This window comes from Cytobacillus eiseniae, from assembly GCF_017874625.1.
GTDB lineage: Bacteria > Bacillota > Bacilli > Bacillales > Cytobacillaceae > Cytobacillus > Cytobacillus eiseniae.
In genome coordinates, this window is the sequence record NZ_JAGIKZ010000013.1 from 57,280 (window position 1) to 77,427 (window position 20,148).

At 37.5% G+C, this 20,148-nt stretch carries 20 protein-coding genes; 6 read left to right on the top strand and 14 right to left on the bottom strand.

Annotated elements, in window-relative coordinates:
• Window positions 1-17: 17 nt before the first annotated feature.
• Complete coding sequence (gene cls, locus J2Z40_RS12120; protein ID WP_066391576.1) at window positions 18-1,529, bottom strand: cardiolipin synthase; 1,512 nt, start codon at window positions 1,527-1,529, stop codon at window positions 18-20.
• Between the two features lie 129 nt (window positions 1,530-1,658).
• On the opposite strand from cls, the gene J2Z40_RS12125 reads away from it, so the two are divergent.
• On the top strand, window positions 1,659-2,156 hold the full coding sequence (locus J2Z40_RS12125) for a GNAT family N-acetyltransferase (protein WP_066391573.1): 498 nt from the start codon (window positions 1,659-1,661) through the stop codon (window positions 2,154-2,156).
• 59 nt (window positions 2,157-2,215) lie between these two features.
• On the opposite strand, the gene J2Z40_RS12130 is transcribed toward J2Z40_RS12125, so the two are convergent.
• Window positions 2,216-2,542: an SCP2 sterol-binding domain-containing protein gene (locus tag J2Z40_RS12130; protein WP_066391572.1), complete on the bottom strand. Its 327-nt coding sequence runs from the start codon at window positions 2,540-2,542 to the stop codon at window positions 2,216-2,218.
• Window positions 2,543-2,983: 441 nt separating this feature from the next.
• Here J2Z40_RS12130 and J2Z40_RS12135 point away from each other — a divergent pair, with 441 nt between their 5' ends.
• Window positions 2,984-3,496 (top strand): acyl-CoA thioesterase, encoded by a 513-nt coding sequence (locus J2Z40_RS12135; protein WP_066391570.1) that lies wholly within the window; start codon window positions 2,984-2,986, stop codon window positions 3,494-3,496.
• A gap of 50 nt (window positions 3,497-3,546) precedes the next feature.
• Here J2Z40_RS12135 and J2Z40_RS12140 read toward each other — a convergent pair whose 3' ends face one another.
• The 9 genes from J2Z40_RS12140 to J2Z40_RS12175 form a co-directional block, all read right to left on the bottom strand.
• Window positions 3,547-4,098 carry an RNA polymerase sigma factor gene (locus tag J2Z40_RS12140; protein ID WP_066391568.1) on the bottom strand — a complete coding sequence of 184 codons (552 nt, stop codon included), beginning with the start codon at window positions 4,096-4,098 and terminating at the stop codon, window positions 3,547-3,549.
• An 82-nt stretch (window positions 4,099-4,180) separates the two neighbouring features.
• Window positions 4,181-5,506, bottom strand: coding sequence for a polysaccharide biosynthesis protein (locus J2Z40_RS12145; RefSeq protein ID WP_066391566.1), 1,326 nt, complete (start codon window positions 5,504-5,506; stop codon window positions 4,181-4,183).
• Window positions 5,507-5,624: 118 nt separating this feature from the next.
• Window positions 5,625-7,505 (bottom strand): ribosomal protection-like ABC-F family protein, encoded by a 1,881-nt coding sequence (abc-f, locus tag J2Z40_RS12150; protein WP_066391565.1) that lies wholly within the window; start codon window positions 7,503-7,505, stop codon window positions 5,625-5,627.
• Window positions 7,506-7,728: 223 nt separating this feature from the next.
• Window positions 7,729-7,860 carry an RAxF-45 family protein gene (locus tag J2Z40_RS20015; protein WP_281064477.1) on the bottom strand — a complete coding sequence of 44 codons (132 nt, stop codon included), beginning with the start codon at window positions 7,858-7,860 and terminating at the stop codon, window positions 7,729-7,731.
• A 411-nt stretch (window positions 7,861-8,271) separates the two neighbouring features.
• Window positions 8,272-8,904 (bottom strand): response regulator transcription factor, encoded by a 633-nt coding sequence (locus tag J2Z40_RS12155; RefSeq protein WP_066391564.1) that lies wholly within the window; start codon window positions 8,902-8,904, stop codon window positions 8,272-8,274.
• Window positions 8,897-9,943, bottom strand: coding sequence for a sensor histidine kinase (locus tag J2Z40_RS12160; protein WP_066391563.1), 1,047 nt, complete (start codon window positions 9,941-9,943; stop codon window positions 8,897-8,899). Before J2Z40_RS12160 ends, J2Z40_RS12155 begins: the two co-directional genes overlap by 8 nt.
• Complete coding sequence (gene liaF / locus J2Z40_RS12165) at window positions 9,940-10,674, bottom strand: cell wall-active antibiotics response protein LiaF (RefSeq protein WP_066391562.1); 735 nt, start codon at window positions 10,672-10,674, stop codon at window positions 9,940-9,942. Before liaF ends, J2Z40_RS12160 begins: the two co-directional genes overlap by 4 nt.
• A 100-nt stretch (window positions 10,675-10,774) precedes the next feature.
• Window positions 10,775-11,422, bottom strand: a complete 648-nt coding sequence (locus tag J2Z40_RS12170; protein WP_066391561.1) for a PspA/IM30 family protein — start codon at window positions 11,420-11,422, stop codon at window positions 10,775-10,777.
• A gap of 13 nt (window positions 11,423-11,435) precedes the next feature.
• Window positions 11,436-11,801 carry a lmo0954 family membrane protein gene (locus tag J2Z40_RS12175; RefSeq protein WP_066391560.1) on the bottom strand — a complete coding sequence of 122 codons (366 nt, stop codon included), beginning with the start codon at window positions 11,799-11,801 and terminating at the stop codon, window positions 11,436-11,438.
• Between the two features lie 179 nt (window positions 11,802-11,980).
• On the opposite strand from J2Z40_RS12175, the gene J2Z40_RS12180 reads away from it, so the two are divergent.
• Window positions 11,981-12,919 carry a VanW family protein gene (locus J2Z40_RS12180; protein ID WP_066399078.1) on the top strand — a complete coding sequence of 313 codons (939 nt, stop codon included), beginning with the start codon at window positions 11,981-11,983 and terminating at the stop codon, window positions 12,917-12,919.
• Window positions 12,920-12,960: 41 nt separating this feature from the next.
• Window positions 12,961-14,487 carry an FAD-dependent oxidoreductase gene (locus J2Z40_RS12185; protein WP_066391558.1) on the top strand — a complete coding sequence of 509 codons (1,527 nt, stop codon included), beginning with the start codon at window positions 12,961-12,963 and terminating at the stop codon, window positions 14,485-14,487.
• A gap of 109 nt (window positions 14,488-14,596) precedes the next feature.
• Here J2Z40_RS12185 and J2Z40_RS20020 read toward each other — a convergent pair whose 3' ends face one another.
• The 3 genes from J2Z40_RS20020 to J2Z40_RS12195 all read right to left on the bottom strand — a co-directional run bounded on the left by J2Z40_RS20020 (window position 14,597) and on the right by J2Z40_RS12195 (window position 17,620).
• Window positions 14,597-14,731, bottom strand: coding sequence for a hypothetical protein (locus J2Z40_RS20020; protein ID WP_281064478.1), 135 nt, complete (start codon window positions 14,729-14,731; stop codon window positions 14,597-14,599).
• A 111-nt stretch (window positions 14,732-14,842) separates the two neighbouring features.
• Window positions 14,843-15,997, bottom strand: a complete 1,155-nt coding sequence (locus tag J2Z40_RS12190) for a DEAD/DEAH box helicase (protein WP_066391555.1) — start codon at window positions 15,995-15,997, stop codon at window positions 14,843-14,845.
• Window positions 15,998-16,171: 174 nt separating this feature from the next.
• On the bottom strand, window positions 16,172-17,620 hold the full coding sequence (locus J2Z40_RS12195) for an alanine/glycine:cation symporter family protein (protein ID WP_066391553.1): 1,449 nt from the start codon (window positions 17,618-17,620) through the stop codon (window positions 16,172-16,174).
• A gap of 289 nt (window positions 17,621-17,909) precedes the next feature.
• Here J2Z40_RS12195 and J2Z40_RS12200 point away from each other — a divergent pair, with 289 nt between their 5' ends.
• Together J2Z40_RS12200 and J2Z40_RS12205 are read left to right on the top strand one after the other, a co-directional pair.
• Window positions 17,910-19,118 (top strand): MFS transporter, encoded by a 1,209-nt coding sequence (locus J2Z40_RS12200; RefSeq protein ID WP_066391551.1) that lies wholly within the window; start codon window positions 17,910-17,912, stop codon window positions 19,116-19,118.
• A 233-nt stretch (window positions 19,119-19,351) separates the two neighbouring features.
• Complete coding sequence (locus tag J2Z40_RS12205) at window positions 19,352-20,098, top strand: hypothetical protein (RefSeq protein ID WP_066391550.1); 747 nt, start codon at window positions 19,352-19,354, stop codon at window positions 20,096-20,098.
• Window positions 20,099-20,148: the final 50 nt, after the last annotated feature.

Sequence of the window (20,148 nt, forward strand, 5' to 3'; positions counted from 1 at the left end):
ATAAATGGAGCTGCCGTTTACAAGACACCCGAAAATAGGCGGGCAAAGGATTCCTTTGATCTTTCTAACATTCCCCTTTTGTAATACTGAACAGGGCTGATCTTCTCACTATCCTTCATATCTTCTTCATAATGAGCAACAAGATCTCGGATTGAACTCGTGCCATATAAAAAGACATTCACTTCAAAATTAAGATGAAAGCTGCGCATGTCCATATTTGCTGTTCCAATTGAGGCGAGAATCCCATCGATTATAATGATTTTTTGATGAAGAAACCCTTTTTTATAAGAATATATTTCTGCACCTGTGCGGAGAAGCTCTGGAAAATACGATCTACTTGCATATTGAGTTAGAAAACCATCATTAATTTCTGGCACCATAATCTTTACTTCGATACCTTTTGCAGCTGCCACTCTCAATGCTGTTCTTATCGCTTCATCTGGAATAAAATACGGAGTAGCAATCCAGATCGATTTCGTTGCACTTGCAATCATTGCAAAGTAAAAATCACTCATTAACCCAAGCTGAGTATCTGGCCCACTTGCAACAATCTGAATCGCGCCATCAATGATTTCATTATCTACTTCTACCATCTCTTTTTGATAATTTTGAAATACCTTTTCCCCACTTACATATTCCCAATCTAATAAAAAGACGGTATGAAGAGAATATACCGCCTCACCTTCAAGCCTCATATGTGTATCTCTCCAAAAGCCAATTCGCTCATTTTCTCCAAGGTATTCAACTCCAACATTTAGCCCACCAACAAAGCCAATTTTCCCATCAATAATAATGATTTTACGATGGTTACGAAAATTTAATTTTTGATTAAAAAAGCCGTATCTCAATGGAGAAAATACCTGGACCCGAATGCCTGCCTCCTCCATTGCTTGAATATCCTCTAAGGCCATTTTCCGACTGCCGGCTGCATCAAAAATAAAGAGCACTTCTACCCCATTTGTCGCTTTTTCGATTAGAAGGCGAATAATTTCCTTTCCTAGGCGATCCGAACGAAAAATATAATATTCTAAATGGATGAATTTTTTTGCTGATGCAATCATTTTCTTTATTTCTGAAAATGTCTCTTTGCCATTTTTCAAGATGAATGCACGTGAAGCTGTACTTATCGGCGTATCTGCAGCATGATCCGCATATTTAACAAAAGCATTCTGACTATCTTGCAAAAACGATAAATCTGGAGTAGATTCCTGCTTTACTAATCTTCCCCATTCTTCTCTGTCATTTTTGCGCTTATTTTTAAAAAGATTGCCCTTCAAATAAAGCTGACCTGAAAATAAATAAAATAAATAACCGAAAACAGGAAAAAAAACAAGCACATGCAACCATAAAAGCGTATGCTGTGGCGAGCGATTTTCTAGAAGCAATGAGTATATACTTACCATAAGCGCAGATAAATAGAGGAGGACAAATCCAGCCTTTGCTGCATAACTAGTGTGACTAAATAAAATAAGATATAAGGTTACTATGAGGATAAAGGCAATAATAAACTCGATTCGCCGCTTTTTCATTTACTTTTTCCACCTCGAGGAACGACCATTCTTTGTATGCCTATCCTTTCCATAATTACGCAAAATTAATATGTATACAAGTGATTTTCGTGTAAACTAGAGGTTAATTATGAATGGGTGGTGATTTGAATGGATATAAGACGTTTGAAGCCAAGTGATGCAGTGGAATACCGAGAAATGAGATTAATAGCTTTAAAAAGTCACCCTGAAGCATTTGCTTCAAGCTTTGAAGAGGAAAAGGAAAACCCTGCTGACATATATGCAAAACGATTTGCCTCGGATGAATCCTATACTTTTGGTGCATTTGAGAAGGAAAAACTGATTGGTTCAGTCACATTGCTAAAAGAAACAAAGCTTAAATTAAAGCATCGTGCATTAATTGTTGCCATGTATGTTTCCGATGACTCACGCAGAAAAGGAGTAGGAAAGGCATTGATTGCTGCAGCACTTGATCATGCAAAATCACAAGCTGGCATCGAACAAATTTATTTAGCTGTTGAATCAACAAATGAGCCTGCAAAAAAGCTTTATTCTTCGTTCGGCTTTGAAGTGTTTGGCAAAGATAAATGCGCATTAAAAATTGGAGATAATTATTTTGATGAAGAGCATATGGTATTGGTGCTCTAATGCAAGAAACCAGGCAAGCGCCTGGTATTTTTGTTCTTATTCTATAAGCTACTGCCATCTTACTGGTACTGCTTCACTATTTCCTGCAGCTTTAAGGCAAGGCCCATTTTCCCTTCTACATTTAGTCCGCCAGTCATGAAAGCCATCGTTGTATTCAAATCATCCTTTAACAGCTTTGAAAAGTTTTTATCGGAAAGAATTAAAGTTACTTCAGATTCATATGGCGTTCCTTCTGCCACTTCAACACGGCCATCTTTCAAAATAATTTGGATGGACCCACTCTCAGCTAAATTTACTTGAAACACACGATCCTTCTCGTTTTTGATATGTTCTGGATTTGCATTCATCTTATCTACTAATTCATTTAGTTCCATTTTTACTGACATGCAACTTCCCCCTTAACATAATTAGCTTATATTTCTCTTTATTTATTCAATCTCTATTCGATTTTCTCCTGCTAATAAATGAATAACCGTTCACTTAGTACAAATTATACTGTTTTTTACTTCAAAACAATAATGGGAAACAAAATTGAGTATACTAATAAAATGAGACTACTTTTGGCTGTTTAGTAAACATTGTTGCTATTTAACACATAATTGGTAAAGGTTGATTTCCACTACAGGTTGCTCCCTTTCCGCGGGGTTGGCGCTGAGCCTCCTCGTCGCTAACGCTCCTGCGGGGTCTCACCTGTCCAACTCATCCCGCAGGAGTCTCGCACCTTCCGCTCCAATCAACCGACCTATATGGTAAACCATTCATTCTAACAATTGTTTTTAAACAACAAACTTGTAGAAAATGGCCATATTTTTTAAAGGAGGTTTCCCATGAAAGAATCAAAGTTTTGCAAAGAATCCTTTGTCGTAAAGACAAGTATTGTTTTACCACCTGATACGAATTCTTATGGTACATTATTTGGCGGAAAGCTTATGGCTTATATTGATGATGTGGCTGGAATTTCTGCGATGCGTCATGCGAGAACGAGTGTCGTTACTGCCTCAACTGATTCTGTTGATTTCCTTCACCCGATTCATCAAGGGAATGCTGTTTGCTTAGAAGCATTTGTTACCTTTACAGGAAGATCTTCGATGGAGATCTTTGTGAAAGTTATTGCCGAGGATTTAATATCTGGTGAAAAAAACATATGTGCACTGTCTTTTTTAACAATGGTTGCAATCGATGAAAACGGAAAGCCAACACCAGTTCCGGCTGTCATACCAGAAACAGAAGAAGAAAAAAGCTTGTTCGATTCAGCCAAGCAAAGAGCAAGTATCCGGAAAAACAGACGAAAAGATAGCGAACAGCGTGCAAAAACATATGGAATTGAAGCATCTTTGTAAAAACATAAAGGAGCAACCGTCAGTTAAATGGACGGCTGCTCCTTTATTCATTATCCATTTACGACTAACTCCTCCACCTTTGGACGCAATCGATCCTTCGCTCGTTTCATTCTTGTTTTCACTGTTGAAAGGGGAAGATTCGTCTTATCACTAATTTCCACTAATGTTTTATGATGATAATAGAATAGTAGCAATGGATCACGATACATTTCTGGCAATTCTTGAAGCGTATCAACCATTTCCTCTTGACTACATTTGTGAAGAACCGATTCCTCTGGCTGCTGCATTGGATTTTTATCGTCTACATACAAATAGACTTTTTCCTCCCAAAAGCGAGTAGCTGATTTCTCTTTTCTCCAATAGTCCCGACATTTATTTACTGCAATCTTAAACAACCAATTTTTGACTTTCGCTCTTTCTTCAAACGAAGGCAAAGCTAAATAGGCTGAAATTAATACTTCCTGATACAAATCCTCCGCAAGCTCTTTATGCCTAACTAACGAATAAATATAATTAAACAAAGACCGGCCATGCTCTAAAATACATGCTTCAAAATAGCATTCTAGCGACAACTTTGATTCAACATTTAAGCAGGATTTCATTTCTAACTTCTCCTTATTTCTATGCTTACATTAATAGACGGAATCAACAAGCTCTATCCCTACACTTTTTTATTAAAATTTTTTAATAAACTCTTTTAAGAGGTGCAAGCAGGATCGTTACCCCAATTTTTTTACAAATCGTTAAGTAATGCAAACTGAATATAATGAATGCACCCACATTCATGCCGATAATGACACCATCCATCTGGAAGCTATGCATCGACCCAAGAACATAAATCACTGCAAAAGAAATAAGTGTTGACCAAACAAAATGATAAAGCGCTTCCTTCACTAGACCGATTCCAATTAAATAAGCTTGCATTGGAATTATAAAATAATGAAGCAAGAAAAATGGCCAGAGCAATTGCACATACACCGCTGCATCAGGCGAATGGAAAAAAGTTGTTGTTAATGGCTCTGCAAAAATATAAAACAATGTGACTGCAGGAACCCCATAAATAATCGTAACCTTAAATACTTGCTGAAGTAATCGATGCAATTTTTGGAAGTCCTTTTCTGCATAAGCTTTTGAAACCGTCGGAATGAGCATAATTAAAAAAGAATGGGCAATAAATGCTGGGAAGAAGCCAATCGTCATCGCGATTCCGGCAAGCATTCCAAAATGTTCTGTCGCAACTACTCCGCTAACACCCGCTTGTAATAAAGCGGCTTTTATCAAAAAGGGCTCAATCGCATGTGTCATCGCATGAAAAACTCGCATAGCAGTTGTTGGAATCGAAACAGCCATTAAGCTTTTACGCACGGTTTTTCCGCTCATGCTCGCACTTGGCTCTTTTTTCACTTGCTGAAGCTGAAGAATAAACATATGCAGCAAGTATAAGAAGACGACAACCTCACTGCCAATCAAGGTGCAAAATGCAATAAATACAGCTGTTTTCGTATCGAATTGAAAAAATTGATACAGGAACACAAGAAACAACAGCTGAAATAGCTTTCGCAAAAAGTTATATGTCGCAATTTTCCCCATCTGATTCTTGCCCATAAAATAGCCTCTTGTTATCGAGGAAAAGGACACAATCGGAATAAAGGCAATAGCAACCCATCTTAGATACGGATGATATTGATCAAATACACTAATAAATGGAATGATTATTATCGCAAGTGGCAGGAGAATGGCCGTAAATAAAACCGTCAACTTTATTACATGATTCAGCATACTTTTGTGATACTTCTTGTCCTGCTCTGCAATAAACTTAGAAATAGAAATGGGCAGTTCAAAGCTAGCGAGAAGAACAATAAGGAAGATTGTTGGGAGAATGGACATATACAATCCTAGCCCACTCTCTCCTAATTCCCTTGCTAAAACCATATTCACCAAAAATTCAATGCACTCACCAGCAAAAGCTGCGACCGCCAGCAGCAACGTCCCTTTAAAAAATGTATTCATTCTGTCTCTCCTTATATGTTCGCCTATGAGACCCAAGCTTGTATGGGTATACATTCTATATAAGATATGAGACAAGTTCGTAGAATATATTACACTTTATCAAAATCACTCACATTTTCTAAAGCCATGCTTCTAATTGCTCATATAACTTTTCACGTTCATCCTCCAATTTTTCCTTTTCAGTATAAAGAACTTGAAGTTCGGCCAGCTCTTTTTCCCGTTCTAATTGTTTCTCAAGCTTTAACAAGGAGGCTTCAACCGCTTCAATCATTTGCTCAAGTTCAAACATTTTTTTCGTATGATTCTCCTCTTGGGGCTTATGAACTGAAACCGTTCTTTTCTCTTTCGGACGCTCTCTATTTTCTTCTTGCTTTTGCTCATTCATTTTCTTCCAAGACCAATCATAATCCCCACCAAAATAATGAACGTGCTTCTGATCAATCCAATAAATTTTTTGGAACAGTCGATTAATAAAGAAGCGATCATGAGAGACAGCCAAAATAGTGCCTCGGTAATCTTCAAGTGCTTCCTCTAATACCTCCCTTGATTCGATATCTAAATGATTGGTTGGTTCATCAAGAACAAGAAAATTAATATCCTGATACATGAGCTGAGCAAGTCGGAGCCGCATTTTCTCCCCACCACTTAGCTGTGATACTTTCCTAAAAACGGAATGTCCGTAGAATAAGAAACGAGCCAAAATATGGCGTGCTTCCCCTTCCGTTACCGAAACCCCATCACGAAATGTCTCAATCACCGTCTCATCTACAATCCCAACATAGGCATGCTGAGAAAGATAACCAATTTTCACATTGCTGCCCCTTTTTACTTCTCCCGAATCGGCCTCTACCTCATTGAGGATCATTTTTAACAAGGTTGATTTTCCTGTTCCGTTATCCCCAATAATGGCGATTCGGTCTTTGTATTGAATATGAAGATTGACACCTTCGAATAACTTCTTCAGACCAAAGCTTTTAGATACATCCTTCATGAATATTACTTCTTTTCCGCTACGGTCAGTTGCGTCTAAATCAATATTCATTTTTTTGCGATTCAATACTGGACGATTCAGCTTCTCGATTCGTTCGAGCGCCTTTTCCATACTGCTCGCCCGGCGATGTAGCCCCGCATTTGGTGGATTGGCTTGATTTGCCCATTCCCGCAAACGCTTAATTGTCTCTTTCATTTTCTTTATTTTTTTCTGCTGTTCTTCATACTGCTGAAACTCTATTAAGAGTCTCTCTTCCTTTTCCCTCACAAAGCCAGAATAATTGGTATGATAAATCGTCAGCTCGCCATCCTCAAGATCAAGAATTTTCGTTGCGATCTCATCGAGAAAATAGCGATCATGAGAGATGAGAACAACCGTCCCATCATAATCTTTCAAAAAATGGGCTAGCCATTCAACGGCTTTAATATCTAAATGATTGGTCGGCTCATCTAAAAGGAGAAGGGTCGGATTTTGAAGCAGCATATGCCCTAAACAAATCTTTGTTTTTTCTCCGCCACTTAAAGCGTTAAAATCCTTCTCTAGTAAACCAGCAATATTCAAGCCGTTGCTAACCTTATCAATGATTGCATCCATTTCATAGCCATCTTTCAATGAAAACTGTTCTTGAAGCTCACCATATTCACTAATTAGCTTCGTTAATTTTCCCTCATTAGTTTCTTCTCCCATTTCCTTTTCCAGTTGCTTCATTTTCTTATTGATTTCCAACAAGTCGGCAAAGGCTGACTTTAAAATATCGATTGCCTTCATCCCATTTGGATAATTTGGTATTTGTGCTAAGTACCCAATCTCACAGCCCTTCTTCCAATGAATCTGACCAGAATCAGGTGTTTCCAATCCAGCAAGCAGCTTAAATAAGGTTGTTTTCCCACTCCCATTTCTGCCAACTAAGCCAACCCGATCCTTCTCATGTATTTCAAAAGAAAGCTGTTCAAATACTTGATTTCCACCGTACATTTTTCCTACTTGCTGTCCACTGCATGCGATCATATATATTCCTCCAGTATTATTCGTTTAGTAGTAAAAGTTCATAAAAAAAAAGACCATAGGAAAGCATGCTCCTAAGGCCCAAATAAATGTGATTGAAATAGAAAAGAGAGCTTAAAAGAAGCCCTCCTTTCACCGTTTCATTTATAGAGAGGGTTAACAAAGAATCGTTTTTTCAACGACCTTTCAAACACGCCCTATTATTAAAGTGGGTAAAGAGATGTTCTCACTGTTTTGTTTTCATTATGCAATTGCTAAAAAAGGACAGACGTATCCCGTTAATAGCAGCATCATGAAAAATTGCACGGCAAAGATATAAATGTTTCATTTCTCCACGTGCAAAAACAGCTTGAGTCATCTCTTCTCCACCTCCTTTTCAAATAAGTTATTATAATTGTATTATTTTCGCTATTCAAAATCAATAGGTATTTAAAAAAGAGCCATTCATACGAGCCCAAAATAAAATATCAATTAGCAAGCTAATTTGCATCGTAATTTAAGTGCCGATATTCATTGGTTTTTGCGTAATTAACAGGACTCACGTTCCGCTATTTGCAATAATAATTGCACTTTCACTTTTTTATCGGACATACATTCCGTTATTTATCTAAAAACATGTTGTTTCTACCTAATTATTGACAAATAACGTACCCAGTGTCCGATATTTCCCTAAAATAGCATGATTTATGATAATAACGGACTCAATGCCCACAAAGAGCCAAAATAAAAAGAGCTATACATATAGCTCCATTAATAGACTGAACTTCCCTTATTCCACCAAAGAATGCTTAAAAGCATAAATCACTGCCTGTGTACGGTCTTGTACTTGTAATTTACTCAAAATATTACTAACATGTGTTTTCACTGTTTTCAAAGCAATAAAAAGTTCATCAGCAATCTCTTGATTTGTTTTTCCTTCAGTCATTAGTAATAAAATTTCCATTTCTCGGCTTGTGAGCTCTTCATGTGGAAGCAGCTCATTTTTCTGCCTCATTTTCACCATCATTTTTCCTGTTACTTCAGGTTCAAGAACAGATTGTCCATGAAAAGTCGCACGGACTGCATTTGCGATTTCACTTGCCTTTGACGTTTTAAGCATATAGCTAGTTGCTCCTGCTTCAAGGGCTGGGTATACTTTCTCATCATCTAAGAAGCTTGTGACAATAATGATTTTCGCCTCTGGCCACTGTTCAATAATATTTCTTGTTGATTCAATCCCATCCATCTCTTTCATCACTAAATCCATTAAAATGATGTCAGGACGCAATTCTAGAGCCATATCGATCGCCGTTCTTCCATTATCTGCTTCACCAATTACTTCAATATCTGGCTGAGCTGACAAATAGGAAGAAACACCGATCCTTACCATTTCATGATCATCAACAAACAATACTTTAATCATTGGCCTCCCCCTCTGCATTCATTATTGGCACTCTCACTTCTAGACGCGTTCCGTTATTTTTCAAACTAATAATTTTCATTGAACCCCCGACTTCTATTGCCCGTTCATACATATTTTGCATGCCGTATGAACCTGCTTTCGCCTCCTCTACATCAAAGCCAATTCCATCATCAACCACTCGCAAAATAACAAACTCATCTCTTTGAATGAGCAGCACTTCAAGTGTTGTTGATTTAGAATGACGAAGTGTGTTGGACACAGACTCTTGAAGAATCCGAAAAAGATGATCTTCAATACCTTTATCAAGTGGGAAATCCTCAACCTTCCACTTAATATTCATTGTTACCTTTTGTGATAATTCAATAAGCAATTCTTCAATTCCTTCTTTTAATGTCTTTCCTTTTAATGCAACTGGGCGTAAATGAAGCAGGAGTGCACGCATTTCTAACTGTGATTGATGGATCATTTCTTCCACCATCTTTAACTGTTTTGCTTCTCGATTATCCGTTATCCCTTTTGCTTCATTAATAGCTGACATCATCATGGATGCAGCAAAAAGCTGTTGACTAACCGAATCATGAAGCTCTCTAGCTAAACGGTTTCTTTCTTGAGAGATAATTTCTTGCATTCGGTTCTCGATATCCTCCGCTTTTTCATTTGCTAATTTTTGAGACAGCTTCGCTTGCTCTGTAATTTGTTTTTGGATTTTCTCTACTCTCATTACAATTGGTTGTAGCTCTGTTCCTGCTTGTAATTCATCCAGTTCAAGCTGTCTGCCTTCTTCGATTTGGTAAAGCCAGCTATCCACCGATTCGATTTGTTTTTTTCCATGAAAACCAGAAATAAAACCAAAAATAATGCCGATCACAATGCTCACACTTGGAACAAAAATAATAAATGGGATATCCATTACATTTGTTTCCCATAATACACGCCAATCAATTAGTGGAAGACGAATAAAAATGGTAACCGTAAACAAGGCGCATATGAATACAGCCAGTCCTACACCCCAAATGATTTGTCGCTGAACCGCACTCATACTCGCTTCACCTCTAAATCACCAACGAATAAAGACGTCACAATCTTAATACGCTGCTCTGCTTGAATAAATCCTGGTGTTTGCAGTTGAGTGGAACGGTTAAATATTTTCTTTTCCTTATGATCAAAAATGTCTGTAGCACCAGCAATAACAGAGTGATTAACGCTCACTTCTACATCGTATGGAACTAAGACATGTATATTCCCAATAAAGTTTCTGATAAAAATAACCGTTTCCCCTTTTGGCAATACGGTATAGCTTAAATCAATAATCTTATCACCGAACCCAGCTTGAATATTAATATCACTCCATTCATAGCTATGTTCTGGCGTTTTTTGCTGGCCAATTAATTGATTCGAAAAGAGCGTTTCTTTTTTAATCATTGTTTCTTTTTCAAATACTGGTTTTTGCTCCTTAATCTCAGGTTTTATATGAGTAGGATTTCGTTTTAATTGTATAAATTGAATGAGGAAGTGCAATAAAATGGCCAGCAGGAAGAATTTAAATGTCATCATACTAAAAATACTAATGATTAATAAAATAATGCCAGACCAAAACAGCCATTTTCCAGAAGTTTTTGGCATCCAGCTTCTCCCTATATAAATCATCCCAATTTCAATAAGAAGGGAGAAAATCAAGCCACTGTTAAAAAAGGCGAACTCTAGAAAAAACACAACGATTCCTACTAAGACAATCCAACTTACATACTCGCTTTTCACTTTGTTTAACATCTCGTTTCCTCCCTCCTAAAATGTTGCTCTTTATATCTCATCTATTCGAACTATGAAAAGGCGTAGTCATTCTACGCCTTTTTAGAATACCATGTTTTACTTAAGAAATAGAATGGGTTTCTTCTTTTTTCATCTCTTTTTCTAATTGTACAATACGGGAATCGATTGTATCACGATAGTGCGAGCGATTCACTTGTTGTTCTAAGCGATCAAGATAGGACTCAATTTCTTGAAAGCGTGAGATCGATTGATCCGAATACGATTGATGATCAAGAACCTTATTCATTTGATTATTCGCACGTGTCATATTTTCACGACCCATTAATTCCATACGACGAATGTGCATATCCTTCAGCTTATGCTTCATTTCCTCATATTTTCTTTCTAATTCCCCAAGCTGCTGCACCGTTTGGTTCACTAATTCTTTTAATCGAGCTGTACGCTCCTCATATTGTGCTTGCTCATTTGCAGCGAAAACATATAATTCCGTTTCGCCAGCCTTCGTTGCAATTTCCGCTTGACGCTTACGTTTAGTTGCAAGCTCATTTGCATGATTGTATTCCCGTGTGAACTCATCCTTCAGTTGATATTGGCGCTCTAGTAATTTGCGAACCTTTTCTGTTTCAGCTTCACATTCTCTTAAGTATTGATTTAAGAGTGCAATCGGGTTTTTGTTCTCCTTTTTATCTAATACTTCATTTATATCTGCCATTACTGTATTTTTAATGCGTGTGAATAAGTTTGTCATCTATAATCTCTCCTTAAATATATTCTTTTTTATTCAGCTCTGTCCATTGCTTTTCGAAATTCGTAAACGGATCATTTTCTTCAAATTTTTCTTCAAATGTGACTGTTTTGGAATCATTCCATTTTTTATATACAAGATAAAGGATATACGCTGCTGCTATTCCGATAATTGCGGGGATATTAGAAGCAGTGCCCATTAAAACAATACCTCCAAGAATCCCCCAGCCAACTTTACCTAACATCGAATCTTCTTTTAAAAATTGTTTAAATACAACGTACAAAATGGCTACACTAATTGCCAGGCCGATCATTGGTCCTAGATTCGTCAACAACACGAGTGCAGCGATTCCTCCAGCTAACAGTAAACCAAATTTTTTCATATTCGTTTCCTCCTTTCTTGATTTCATCTTACCTTGATTCCTATTGATCTATAACGAGCCTGAGCTTTATTTTCCACTAAGACCTAAGACGTATAACGAATAAGACTTCATTTGTTCAAAAACCTTCCACATGAAAATAGCAAACAAAATCCATACTATATTTGGGAGGGATTCATGTGATCAAACCATCAGTGCTCTTAGGCCTGCTCCTGCTCATCCAACCAAATCATTCTTCCAATCAATTAATCATTGAACATCAGGGAGAAACGATAGAGAGGATTGATCGAGAGATATTTGTACTTCCTTTTCCAGAGATTCCATTAATAGAGTTAGAAAGGTATTACTCGTTCCTCGACCAGTTAGATAAAAAGACCTATAAGCCACCTGTTAATGCTTATATCAATCATGCTGAGCAGATAATTGAAGGGGAATTAGGCAAGAAATTATATAGAAAAGCTTTCACTGACATGTTTTTTTCTTTTTTTTATCAAGCAAATACTAGAAGAGTGGAAATACCTATGCTTTCGATTTATCCGAGAGTCGATAAGGATTTACTCCTGCATCTACATGTCAAACAGATCGGACAATATGCCACTTACTTCAATCCATCGAATCTGGCGCGTTCTCACAATATTTCTCTTGCTGCTGAGGCAATCGATAATCATGTTGTATTCCCTGGTGAGCTTTTTTCCTTTAACCAAGTCGTCGGAAAGAGAACGAAAGAACGCGGTTATTTGCGTGCACCTGTCATTGTTCGAGGAGAATTATCAGAAGATATTGGTGGTGGAATTTGCCAAGTATCTTCCACTTTATTTAATGCAGCAGACCGTGCTGGTTTGAAAATGGTCGAACGCTATTCCCATTCAAAAAATGTTCCATATGTACCACCAGGAAGAGATGCAACGGTTAGCTGGTATGGGCCAGACTTTAGCTTTCGAAATGAGTACAGCTTGCCCATGCTTATTCGTGCGAAAGCAATAGGGGGACAAATCGTGATTCGTTTATTTTCATCCGATGAGATAGATTATGAGCCCCGCCAAGTTCCTAGCGCTTCCAATATCATTCCCGAAGAGATCCAAAGTGTACGTCCATATCGCATTGAATATATCAGTAAATAAAAGGAATAATGATGACAATGAACGAATCGAGGAGGATATTTATGACATCTAATCCAAAATTGCCACAATTCCCTGAATCCTATTGGCGAAAAGAAACATTGCCCACTTTCACAAAGCTTACAGAGCATACTTCATCCGATATTGTTATAGTTGGTGGTGGAATTACTGGCATTACTGCTGCGTATTTACTCGTAAAAGAAGGGTTTAAAGTAGTTATTTTGGAAGCTGGACAAATTCTAACTGGCACAACAGGTCATACTACTGCAAAAATTACTGCACAGCATGGGCTCATATATGATGAATTAATTCAACATTTTGGACTAGAAAAGGCCACACAATATTATCAATCAGCCATAGATTCACTGGATTTCATCCGCCATACGGTGAAAGAAAATAAAATCGAATGTGACTTCAGTGATGAAGATGCATTTATTTATGCAACAACAGATGAATATGCAATGAAAGTTGAAAATGAATTAGATGCCTATAAAAAAATAAAAATAGATGGTGGCGTATTTGATGGGATTCCTTTTGACATCCGAACGAAATCAACCATTCAAATGAGGAATCAGGCTCAATTTCATCCACTAAAATATTTGGAACAATTGCTGCAAATGTTTATTGAAGCAGGTGGAATCGTCTATGAAGGAACGACAGCTGTTGATATTGGAGAAGGAGATCATCCAGTTGTTATTACAAGGGATGGACATCGTGTAAAATGCAAACATGTCATCTCTGCCTCTAGTTTTCCGTTTGTTGATATGATGGGATTTTATTTTGCGAGAATGTATCAAGAACGTTCTTACATACTTGGTGTACGAACAGAGAAGGAGTTTCCAGGGGGAATGTACATTAGTGCAGATAGTCCAACTCGTTCCATACGCTCTACACCATTTAATGGAGAAAAGTTAATTCTTGTTGGGGGTGAAAATCACAAAACCGGACAAGGAATTGATATGATGAAGCATTACGAAGCCCTTCAGTCATTTGCTGAGCGGACATTTGGAGATGTATCAATCCCTTATCGCTGGTCCACTCAAGATTTAATTACATCTGATAAAGTTCCATTTATCGGCCCGATCACTTCAAAGAAATCAACGATCTATGTTGCGACAGGCTATCGTAAATGGGGCATGACAAACGGAACAACTGCTGCCTTACTATTAAGAGATCTTATTTTAGAAAAGGATAATCCTTATCGTGAGCTGTTTAGTCCTTCTCGCTTTCAGACTGATCCAAGTGTAAAGAAGCTATTCTCAATGAATACGGATGTAGCCAAACATCTGATTAAAGGCAAGCTCGAAATTGTTACGAAGGATCCAAAAGATTTAACGAATGACGAAGGTGCAGTTGTGATGATTAAAGGGAAACGAGCAGGCGCCTACAAAGATAAAGACGGTATGCTGCATGTCGTTGATACGACATGTACACATATGGGCTGTGAAACGGAATGGAATGATGGGGAGAGAACATGGGATTGTCCTTGCCACGGTTCACGCTTCTCCTATACAGGAGAAGTATTTAACGGACCAGCGAAGAAACCTTTGAAAAAGATTGATTTGGAATAATCTCGATTGATTTAGCTTACAAGCTACTCCATGGATTGAGAATGGGGCTGTCCAAAAAGTCGTATTATCGACTTTTCGGACAGCCCCATTGTTCGTTGTTCTTTCTATTTTATTCTTGACGGCGATTCTTTTGCTTATCTTCGCTCCCAGTTGTAAATTCAACTAATTCGGAGCTCGTGCGATTCCCTTTTTTTGCATTTTTATTACGTTCTGCATTCGCATTTCCCTGTTTTTGTCTACCCATAATCCCTCTCCTTTCTGTAAAGGTAGTATAGGCGAGTATTAGGGCCCTTATTCATTGAATATTACAGATTGTCATTTAGTTCAACCACAGGTTATCGCTACTTTTTATTTACTAACGGTAGCTTGTTTTCCCTTCCATTGGGTCGATTATTTTACCGCCGCGCATTACCTTCATCTCGGCCTTTACACCAAGCTCTTGGGCAAATTTCTTTAATTCTCTTTCTTCCCTCTCGTTTACAAGTGAAATCACTGTCCCGCTTGCCCCAAATCTTCCTGTTCTACCAGAGCGATGCACGTATTGCTTTATATCTTTTGGAAAGTCCAAATGAACAACATGTGTTACTCCTTTAATATCTAATCCTCTAGCTGCAACATCTGTTGCAAGGAGAAGATTCGTTTTACCTGTACGGAAATCCTGTAATGATTTCTGACGTTCAATTTTATTTAAATCACTATGCAAGGAACTAGATGAAATCTTGTTGTAATCTAATTTTTCGGACATCACTGTCAGATTTCCGATATCTCTCACAAATACAAGAACTTTTGCATTCTCAAGTCTAGAAAGTTTTTCTAGCATCTTTATTTTTTCTCTTTGCTCAACGATAAAATAGAAATGCTCAACAGAAGCAGCATCAATTGTTTCATCCTTAACTACACGAATGATCTCTGGTTGAGGCGCCAGCTCTTTTGCCAGCTTTTCTGTAGCTGGTGGGAGTGTTGCTGAAAAGAGAATTACTTGACGGTCGCTTAATGTTGATTTCACAATGTTTTTGATTGTTTCTACATGCTCTGGAACTAATAACTGGTCCCCTTCATCTAAGATGATTGTTTTGACTTCATGCATTTTTAGTTTTTTTTGTTTAATTAATTCAAGCATTCGGCCTGGGGTACCTAAGGCTATTTGCGGGTGTTTCTTTAATTTCTCAAGCTGTCTCTTCGTATTTGCTCCACCGATAAAAGAGGCCGCACGAATGCCGCTCCCTTCTCCCCATTTTTGTATTTCCTGCAATATTTGCATCACAAGCTCCTGTGACGGTGCGATAATCACAGCCTGAACAGCTCTTTTTTCTGAATCAATTTTCTCAAGCAGCGGCAATAAATAAGCCAGAGTCTTTCCTGTCCCTGTTGGGGATTCGGCAATGAGGTCCTTTCCTTCAAGTGCCGTCGGAATTGCTTTTGTTTGGATTGTAGTTGGCTGTGCGAATTCGGACTTCTCCCAAACATTTTGTATGAAAGGCTTTAATTGATTAATAATTGAATTTGTCATACGTATCTCCTTTGTATTGTCACTCTTTTATATGTACTTTATTGTATTAATAGTATTTACAAAAATGGCAAATTGAGTATCGTTACTGATACTATCTTATGGAAAGAAAGATGTCTAGTATTTGCGAATTCAAAAAAAAAAGATGCTCAGCGTCGCTGAACATCTCTTCTATTATTATGATACTTTTTCCTTTTCTTCTTGATACCCATTTTCCCAATACTCTGCATTTTTAATCCCTAGTTTTGTTGAGTTAAAAACTGGATCAAGACCCTGTTTCTTTTGTGCTTCATAGTCCTTCAAGGCTATTAAAGCAGGCTTTGCGAGTATGAGAATGGCTATTAAGTTCAGCCATACCATTAATCCTAAGCCAACATCCCCTAGAGCCCACGCAAGCCCTGCTGTTTTAACAGCCCCATAGAATGTTGCTCCCAATAGAACAAGTTTCAAGATAAACATTGGCACTTTACTATTTTTAAATAAGTAAGCAACGTTTGTTTCCGCCATGTAATAATAAGCCATTAATGTAGTGAAGGCAAAGAAGAATAAAGAAATGGCAACAAATCCTGCTCCAAAACCAGGTAAAACTGTTTCAACAGCAGCCTGTGTATATCCTGGGCCTGCTTCAATTCCTGGCAATCCTTCTTTAATCATTGTTCCGTCAGCACCAACTGTGTTAAACATACCTGTAAACAAGATCATAAATGCTGTAGCTGAACATACGAAAAGTGTATCAATATAAACAGCTGCTGCTTGAACTAAACCTTGTTTTGCTGGATGAGATACTTCAGCAGCTGCTGCAGCATGCGGACCAGTACCTTGTCCTGCTTCGTTTGAATAAATACCACGCTTTACTCCCCAAGCAATTGCACTACCGATAATACCGCCGAATGCAGCGTCAGCACCGAAAGCACTGCTGAAAATTAAACTAATTACACCAGGTAATTCACCAATATTCATCCCGATAATAATCAGCGCAACGAGCATATAACCAACAGCCATAAATGGTACTGCATACTGTGCAACAGTTGCAATACGTTTAACTCCACCGAAAATAATCAGTGCTAATAAAAAGATAATAACGAATCCGGTAACACTAGTTGGAATATTAAATGCATTTTCCATACCTGATGCAATTGCATTCGCTTGAATACCAGGCATTAATATTGCCATCGCTAATAATGCTGAGATTGCAAATAGGATAGCATACCACTTAATCCCAATTCCTTTTTCAATATAGAAAGCCGGGCCCCCACGATAAACCCCGTCTTTTTTCTCTTTATAAATCTGTGCTAAAGTCGATTCAACAAATGAAGTACCCGCTCCGATAAAGGCAATGGCCCACATCCAGAAAACAGCTCCGGGACCTCCCATCGCAATAGCTGTAGCAGTACCAGCGATATTACCAGTTCCTACACGGCCAGAAAGAGAAATAGATAATGCCTGAAAAGATGAAACACCCGCGTCAGAACTTTTCCCCTGAAACATTAATTTGAACATGTCTTTAATATGTCTAACTTGCAAGAACCGCGTTAAGATGGAAAAAAGCAGTCCTATCGCTAGACAAATGTAAATTACTGGAGTACTCCATAAAATATCATTAAGACCATTAACAAAACCCTCCAAAAAACACTCCCCCTTTTTTATTATATTCTGAATCTTTTACCTATTGAGAATTATAAAACAAGCACAGAGATAATACAATCATTATTTTTTTAAATATTTTTCTTCTGTCCATAAGAACCTTTTAAGTTCTGTTATAGTTTAAAATTATAATACACAATCTGTTATAATACAATATTTTTTTATTCATCACTTATCTTATCCCAAGTAAATCCCTTCAAATTTTTCTGAAAGTTCGTTATACTATTTAGAGAATCGAAATAATTGTCTAAAAAAGAAGGGTGGATATTTGATGAGTCAAGTTTCGAAGCGCAATTTAGTCATCATGTGGTTCGCCAATTTCTTTATTGCCGGCAGCATGACGATGGTATTGCCTTTTATATCACTTTACATTGAAACGTTTGGAGAATTCTCTCGTTCCTATGTTCAGCATTGGTCAGGTTGGACTTTTGCTATTACATTTGTAACTGCCTTTATTTTCTCTCCAATTTGGGGAAGATTTAGTGATCTCCATGGAAGAAAAAAAATCCTTATTTTTTCCGGTATTGGGATGGGCATATCGATTTTCTTAATGGGTTACGTCACTTCTGTATGGCAGCTTTTCATCTTAAGATTGGTCATGGGGGTATTTACAGGTTTTATCGGTATTTCTCAAGCATTCATTTCTACACAAACGCCAAAAGAAATCGCAGGAAAGGTGATGGGCACCCTTCAAACTGGAAGCATTACTGGTTCTTTAATGGGGCCATTGCTCGGTGGAATATTAGCAGATACATTTGGCTATGCGGACACGTTTAAATGGACGTCTATCACTATATTTGTCTCTGCTATTCTTGTCATATTTACGATTGAAAAGAAATTAGCTGGCAAAGAAGGAGCAAAAATAAACTATTCCAGTAAGGAAGTTCTTCTTCATATTATCCACAACCCAGTATTGCTCACAGTTCTTCTCATTTCATCACTCATTCAAATTGCTCATTTCAGCATACAACCGATTTTATCCTTGTATGTAAGTGAACTTCATGGTCCGGAGAACATCGCCTTTTTCGCTGGGATTGCCTTTTCGGCAGCTGGACTTGGAAATTTACTAATGGCTCGTCAATGGGGGAAAATTGCCGATCGCTATGGATATATTAAGATTCTCATCGTCTTATTATTTATGGCAGGGATCTTCTATTTACCTGGTGGCTTTGTTACTAATATGTGGCAGCTCGTCCTTGTTCGATTTGCACTTGGCGTCACAATTGGCGGAATCATTCCGGTTCGTATCGCTTATATCCGGCAAGAAGCACCCATTGCCATGCAAGGGGAGGTTCTCGGCTACAATACTAGCTTGCGGTTCTTTGGAAATATTATTGGCCCCGTCTTAGGTGGACTTATTTCTGGTTATTTTGGTTTCACGGCCGTATTTATTTCTACAAGCGTTCTCCTAATTTTAAGCGCAGTTATTCTTTTAACCACGATGAATCGTCATCCAAAGTTAGTTAGAGGCTCTGTTTAATGGATTTAACAATTGTCCATCCCCCATTATTTGAAACATCAATCAGTGGGAATTTTTTATCCCCCACTGATTGAAGAATTCTAAGTATTGTATTTTTACCCACAATGATTATGATCTTTCCTTTATGTTCATATATAGATATAGATGCATTTTGACTTTCATTAAAAAGAAGGGATTTTCGTTCTTAATAACGAATATTTATTACTATTATATACAAAGGAGGATTGTTTATTGTGATAAAAAAATCACTCACATATGTTTTAGCAGGAGGCTTATTACTAGGAACTGCTGGTGTTTTACCCGTTTTAGCAGCTGGTAATTCCGGTGATTCTTCTCAAACTACCGAGACTTCAAATTTACAAGTTAAAAAAGCCGAGGATCTAATTATAGAAAAAGCCAAGAAATTAGGCATTTCTACAGAGGGAAAGGATATTAACACACTCATTAGTGAAATAATGATCATTCAATTAGGCAATGCGGATGAAGAAACGCAAAAAAACAAAGAGAATGACCTTATTCAATCATTAAGAAAAGATCGAACAATGTCTACTGACAAACTAAAAGGCATATTAATCAAGCAAGCGCAAACATACGGCATTTCTACTGAGGGAAAAGATTTAGATGCTTTAATTGCTGAAATCATGGATTATGGGTTAAAACATGGGGGCGAAACATTCCTCAAAGAAAAAACTCAAAAGGAAAAGATTAAAAAAGAGGATTTACGAAAAAACAGAGCAAATTCAGATGTTAGTGTAGAAGAATCCGTCTTAGACCAAGCAAAAAAAGCAGGCATTTCTACAGAGGGAAAGGATTTAGAAATGATTGCATTAGATATGATGGAGTATCAATTGAATAATGGACTAAAAAGTATGGAAGAAATTGAAGCAAAAGCAAAGGATTTAGGTATTTCAACGGAAGGTAAAGAACTTCGAGAAATTTTACAAGAGATTATTAACCAATTGAAACTAAAACAAAAATAACTTCTTTAGAGTAGGCAGGAAAAAAAACGCCTGCCTACTCTCTTTTTCTA

Excerpts from the sequence above, each read along its gene's own strand:
- cls (WP_066391576.1), bottom strand. The coding sequence starts at position 1,529 with ATGAAAAAGCGGCGAATCGAGTTTATTATTGCCTTTATCCTCATAGTA.
- J2Z40_RS12125 (WP_066391573.1), top strand. The coding sequence starts at position 1,659 with ATGGATATAAGACGTTTGAAGCCAAGTGATGCAGTGGAATACCGAGAA.
- J2Z40_RS12130 (WP_066391572.1), bottom strand. The coding sequence starts at position 2,542 with ATGTCAGTAAAAATGGAACTAAATGAATTAGTAGATAAGATGAATGCA.
- J2Z40_RS12135 (WP_066391570.1), top strand. The coding sequence starts at position 2,984 with ATGAAAGAATCAAAGTTTTGCAAAGAATCCTTTGTCGTAAAGACAAGT.
- J2Z40_RS12140 (WP_066391568.1), bottom strand. The coding sequence starts at position 4,098 with ATGAAATCCTGCTTAAATGTTGAATCAAAGTTGTCGCTAGAATGCTAT.
- J2Z40_RS12145 (WP_066391566.1), bottom strand. The coding sequence starts at position 5,506 with ATGAATACATTTTTTAAAGGGACGTTGCTGCTGGCGGTCGCAGCTTTT.
- abc-f (WP_066391565.1), bottom strand. The coding sequence starts at position 7,505 with ATGATCGCATGCAGTGGACAGCAAGTAGGAAAAATGTACGGTGGAAAT.
- J2Z40_RS20015 (WP_281064477.1), bottom strand. The coding sequence starts at position 7,860 with ATGACTCAAGCTGTTTTTGCACGTGGAGAAATGAAACATTTATATCTT.
- J2Z40_RS12155 (WP_066391564.1), bottom strand. The coding sequence starts at position 8,904 with ATGATTAAAGTATTGTTTGTTGATGATCATGAAATGGTAAGGATCGGT.
- J2Z40_RS12160 (WP_066391563.1), bottom strand. The coding sequence starts at position 9,943 with ATGAGTGCGGTTCAGCGACAAATCATTTGGGGTGTAGGACTGGCTGTA.
- liaF (WP_066391562.1), bottom strand. The coding sequence starts at position 10,674 with ATGTTAAACAAAGTGAAAAGCGAGTATGTAAGTTGGATTGTCTTAGTA.
- J2Z40_RS12170 (WP_066391561.1), bottom strand. The coding sequence starts at position 11,422 with ATGACAAACTTATTCACACGCATTAAAAATACAGTAATGGCAGATATA.
- J2Z40_RS12175 (WP_066391560.1), bottom strand. The coding sequence starts at position 11,801 with ATGAAAAAATTTGGTTTACTGTTAGCTGGAGGAATCGCTGCACTCGTG.
- J2Z40_RS12185 (WP_066391558.1), top strand. The coding sequence starts at position 12,961 with ATGACATCTAATCCAAAATTGCCACAATTCCCTGAATCCTATTGGCGA.
- J2Z40_RS20020 (WP_281064478.1), bottom strand. The coding sequence starts at position 14,731 with ATGGGTAGACAAAAACAGGGAAATGCGAATGCAGAACGTAATAAAAAT.
- J2Z40_RS12190 (WP_066391555.1), bottom strand. The coding sequence starts at position 15,997 with ATGACAAATTCAATTATTAATCAATTAAAGCCTTTCATACAAAATGTT.
- J2Z40_RS12200 (WP_066391551.1), top strand. The coding sequence starts at position 17,910 with ATGAGTCAAGTTTCGAAGCGCAATTTAGTCATCATGTGGTTCGCCAAT.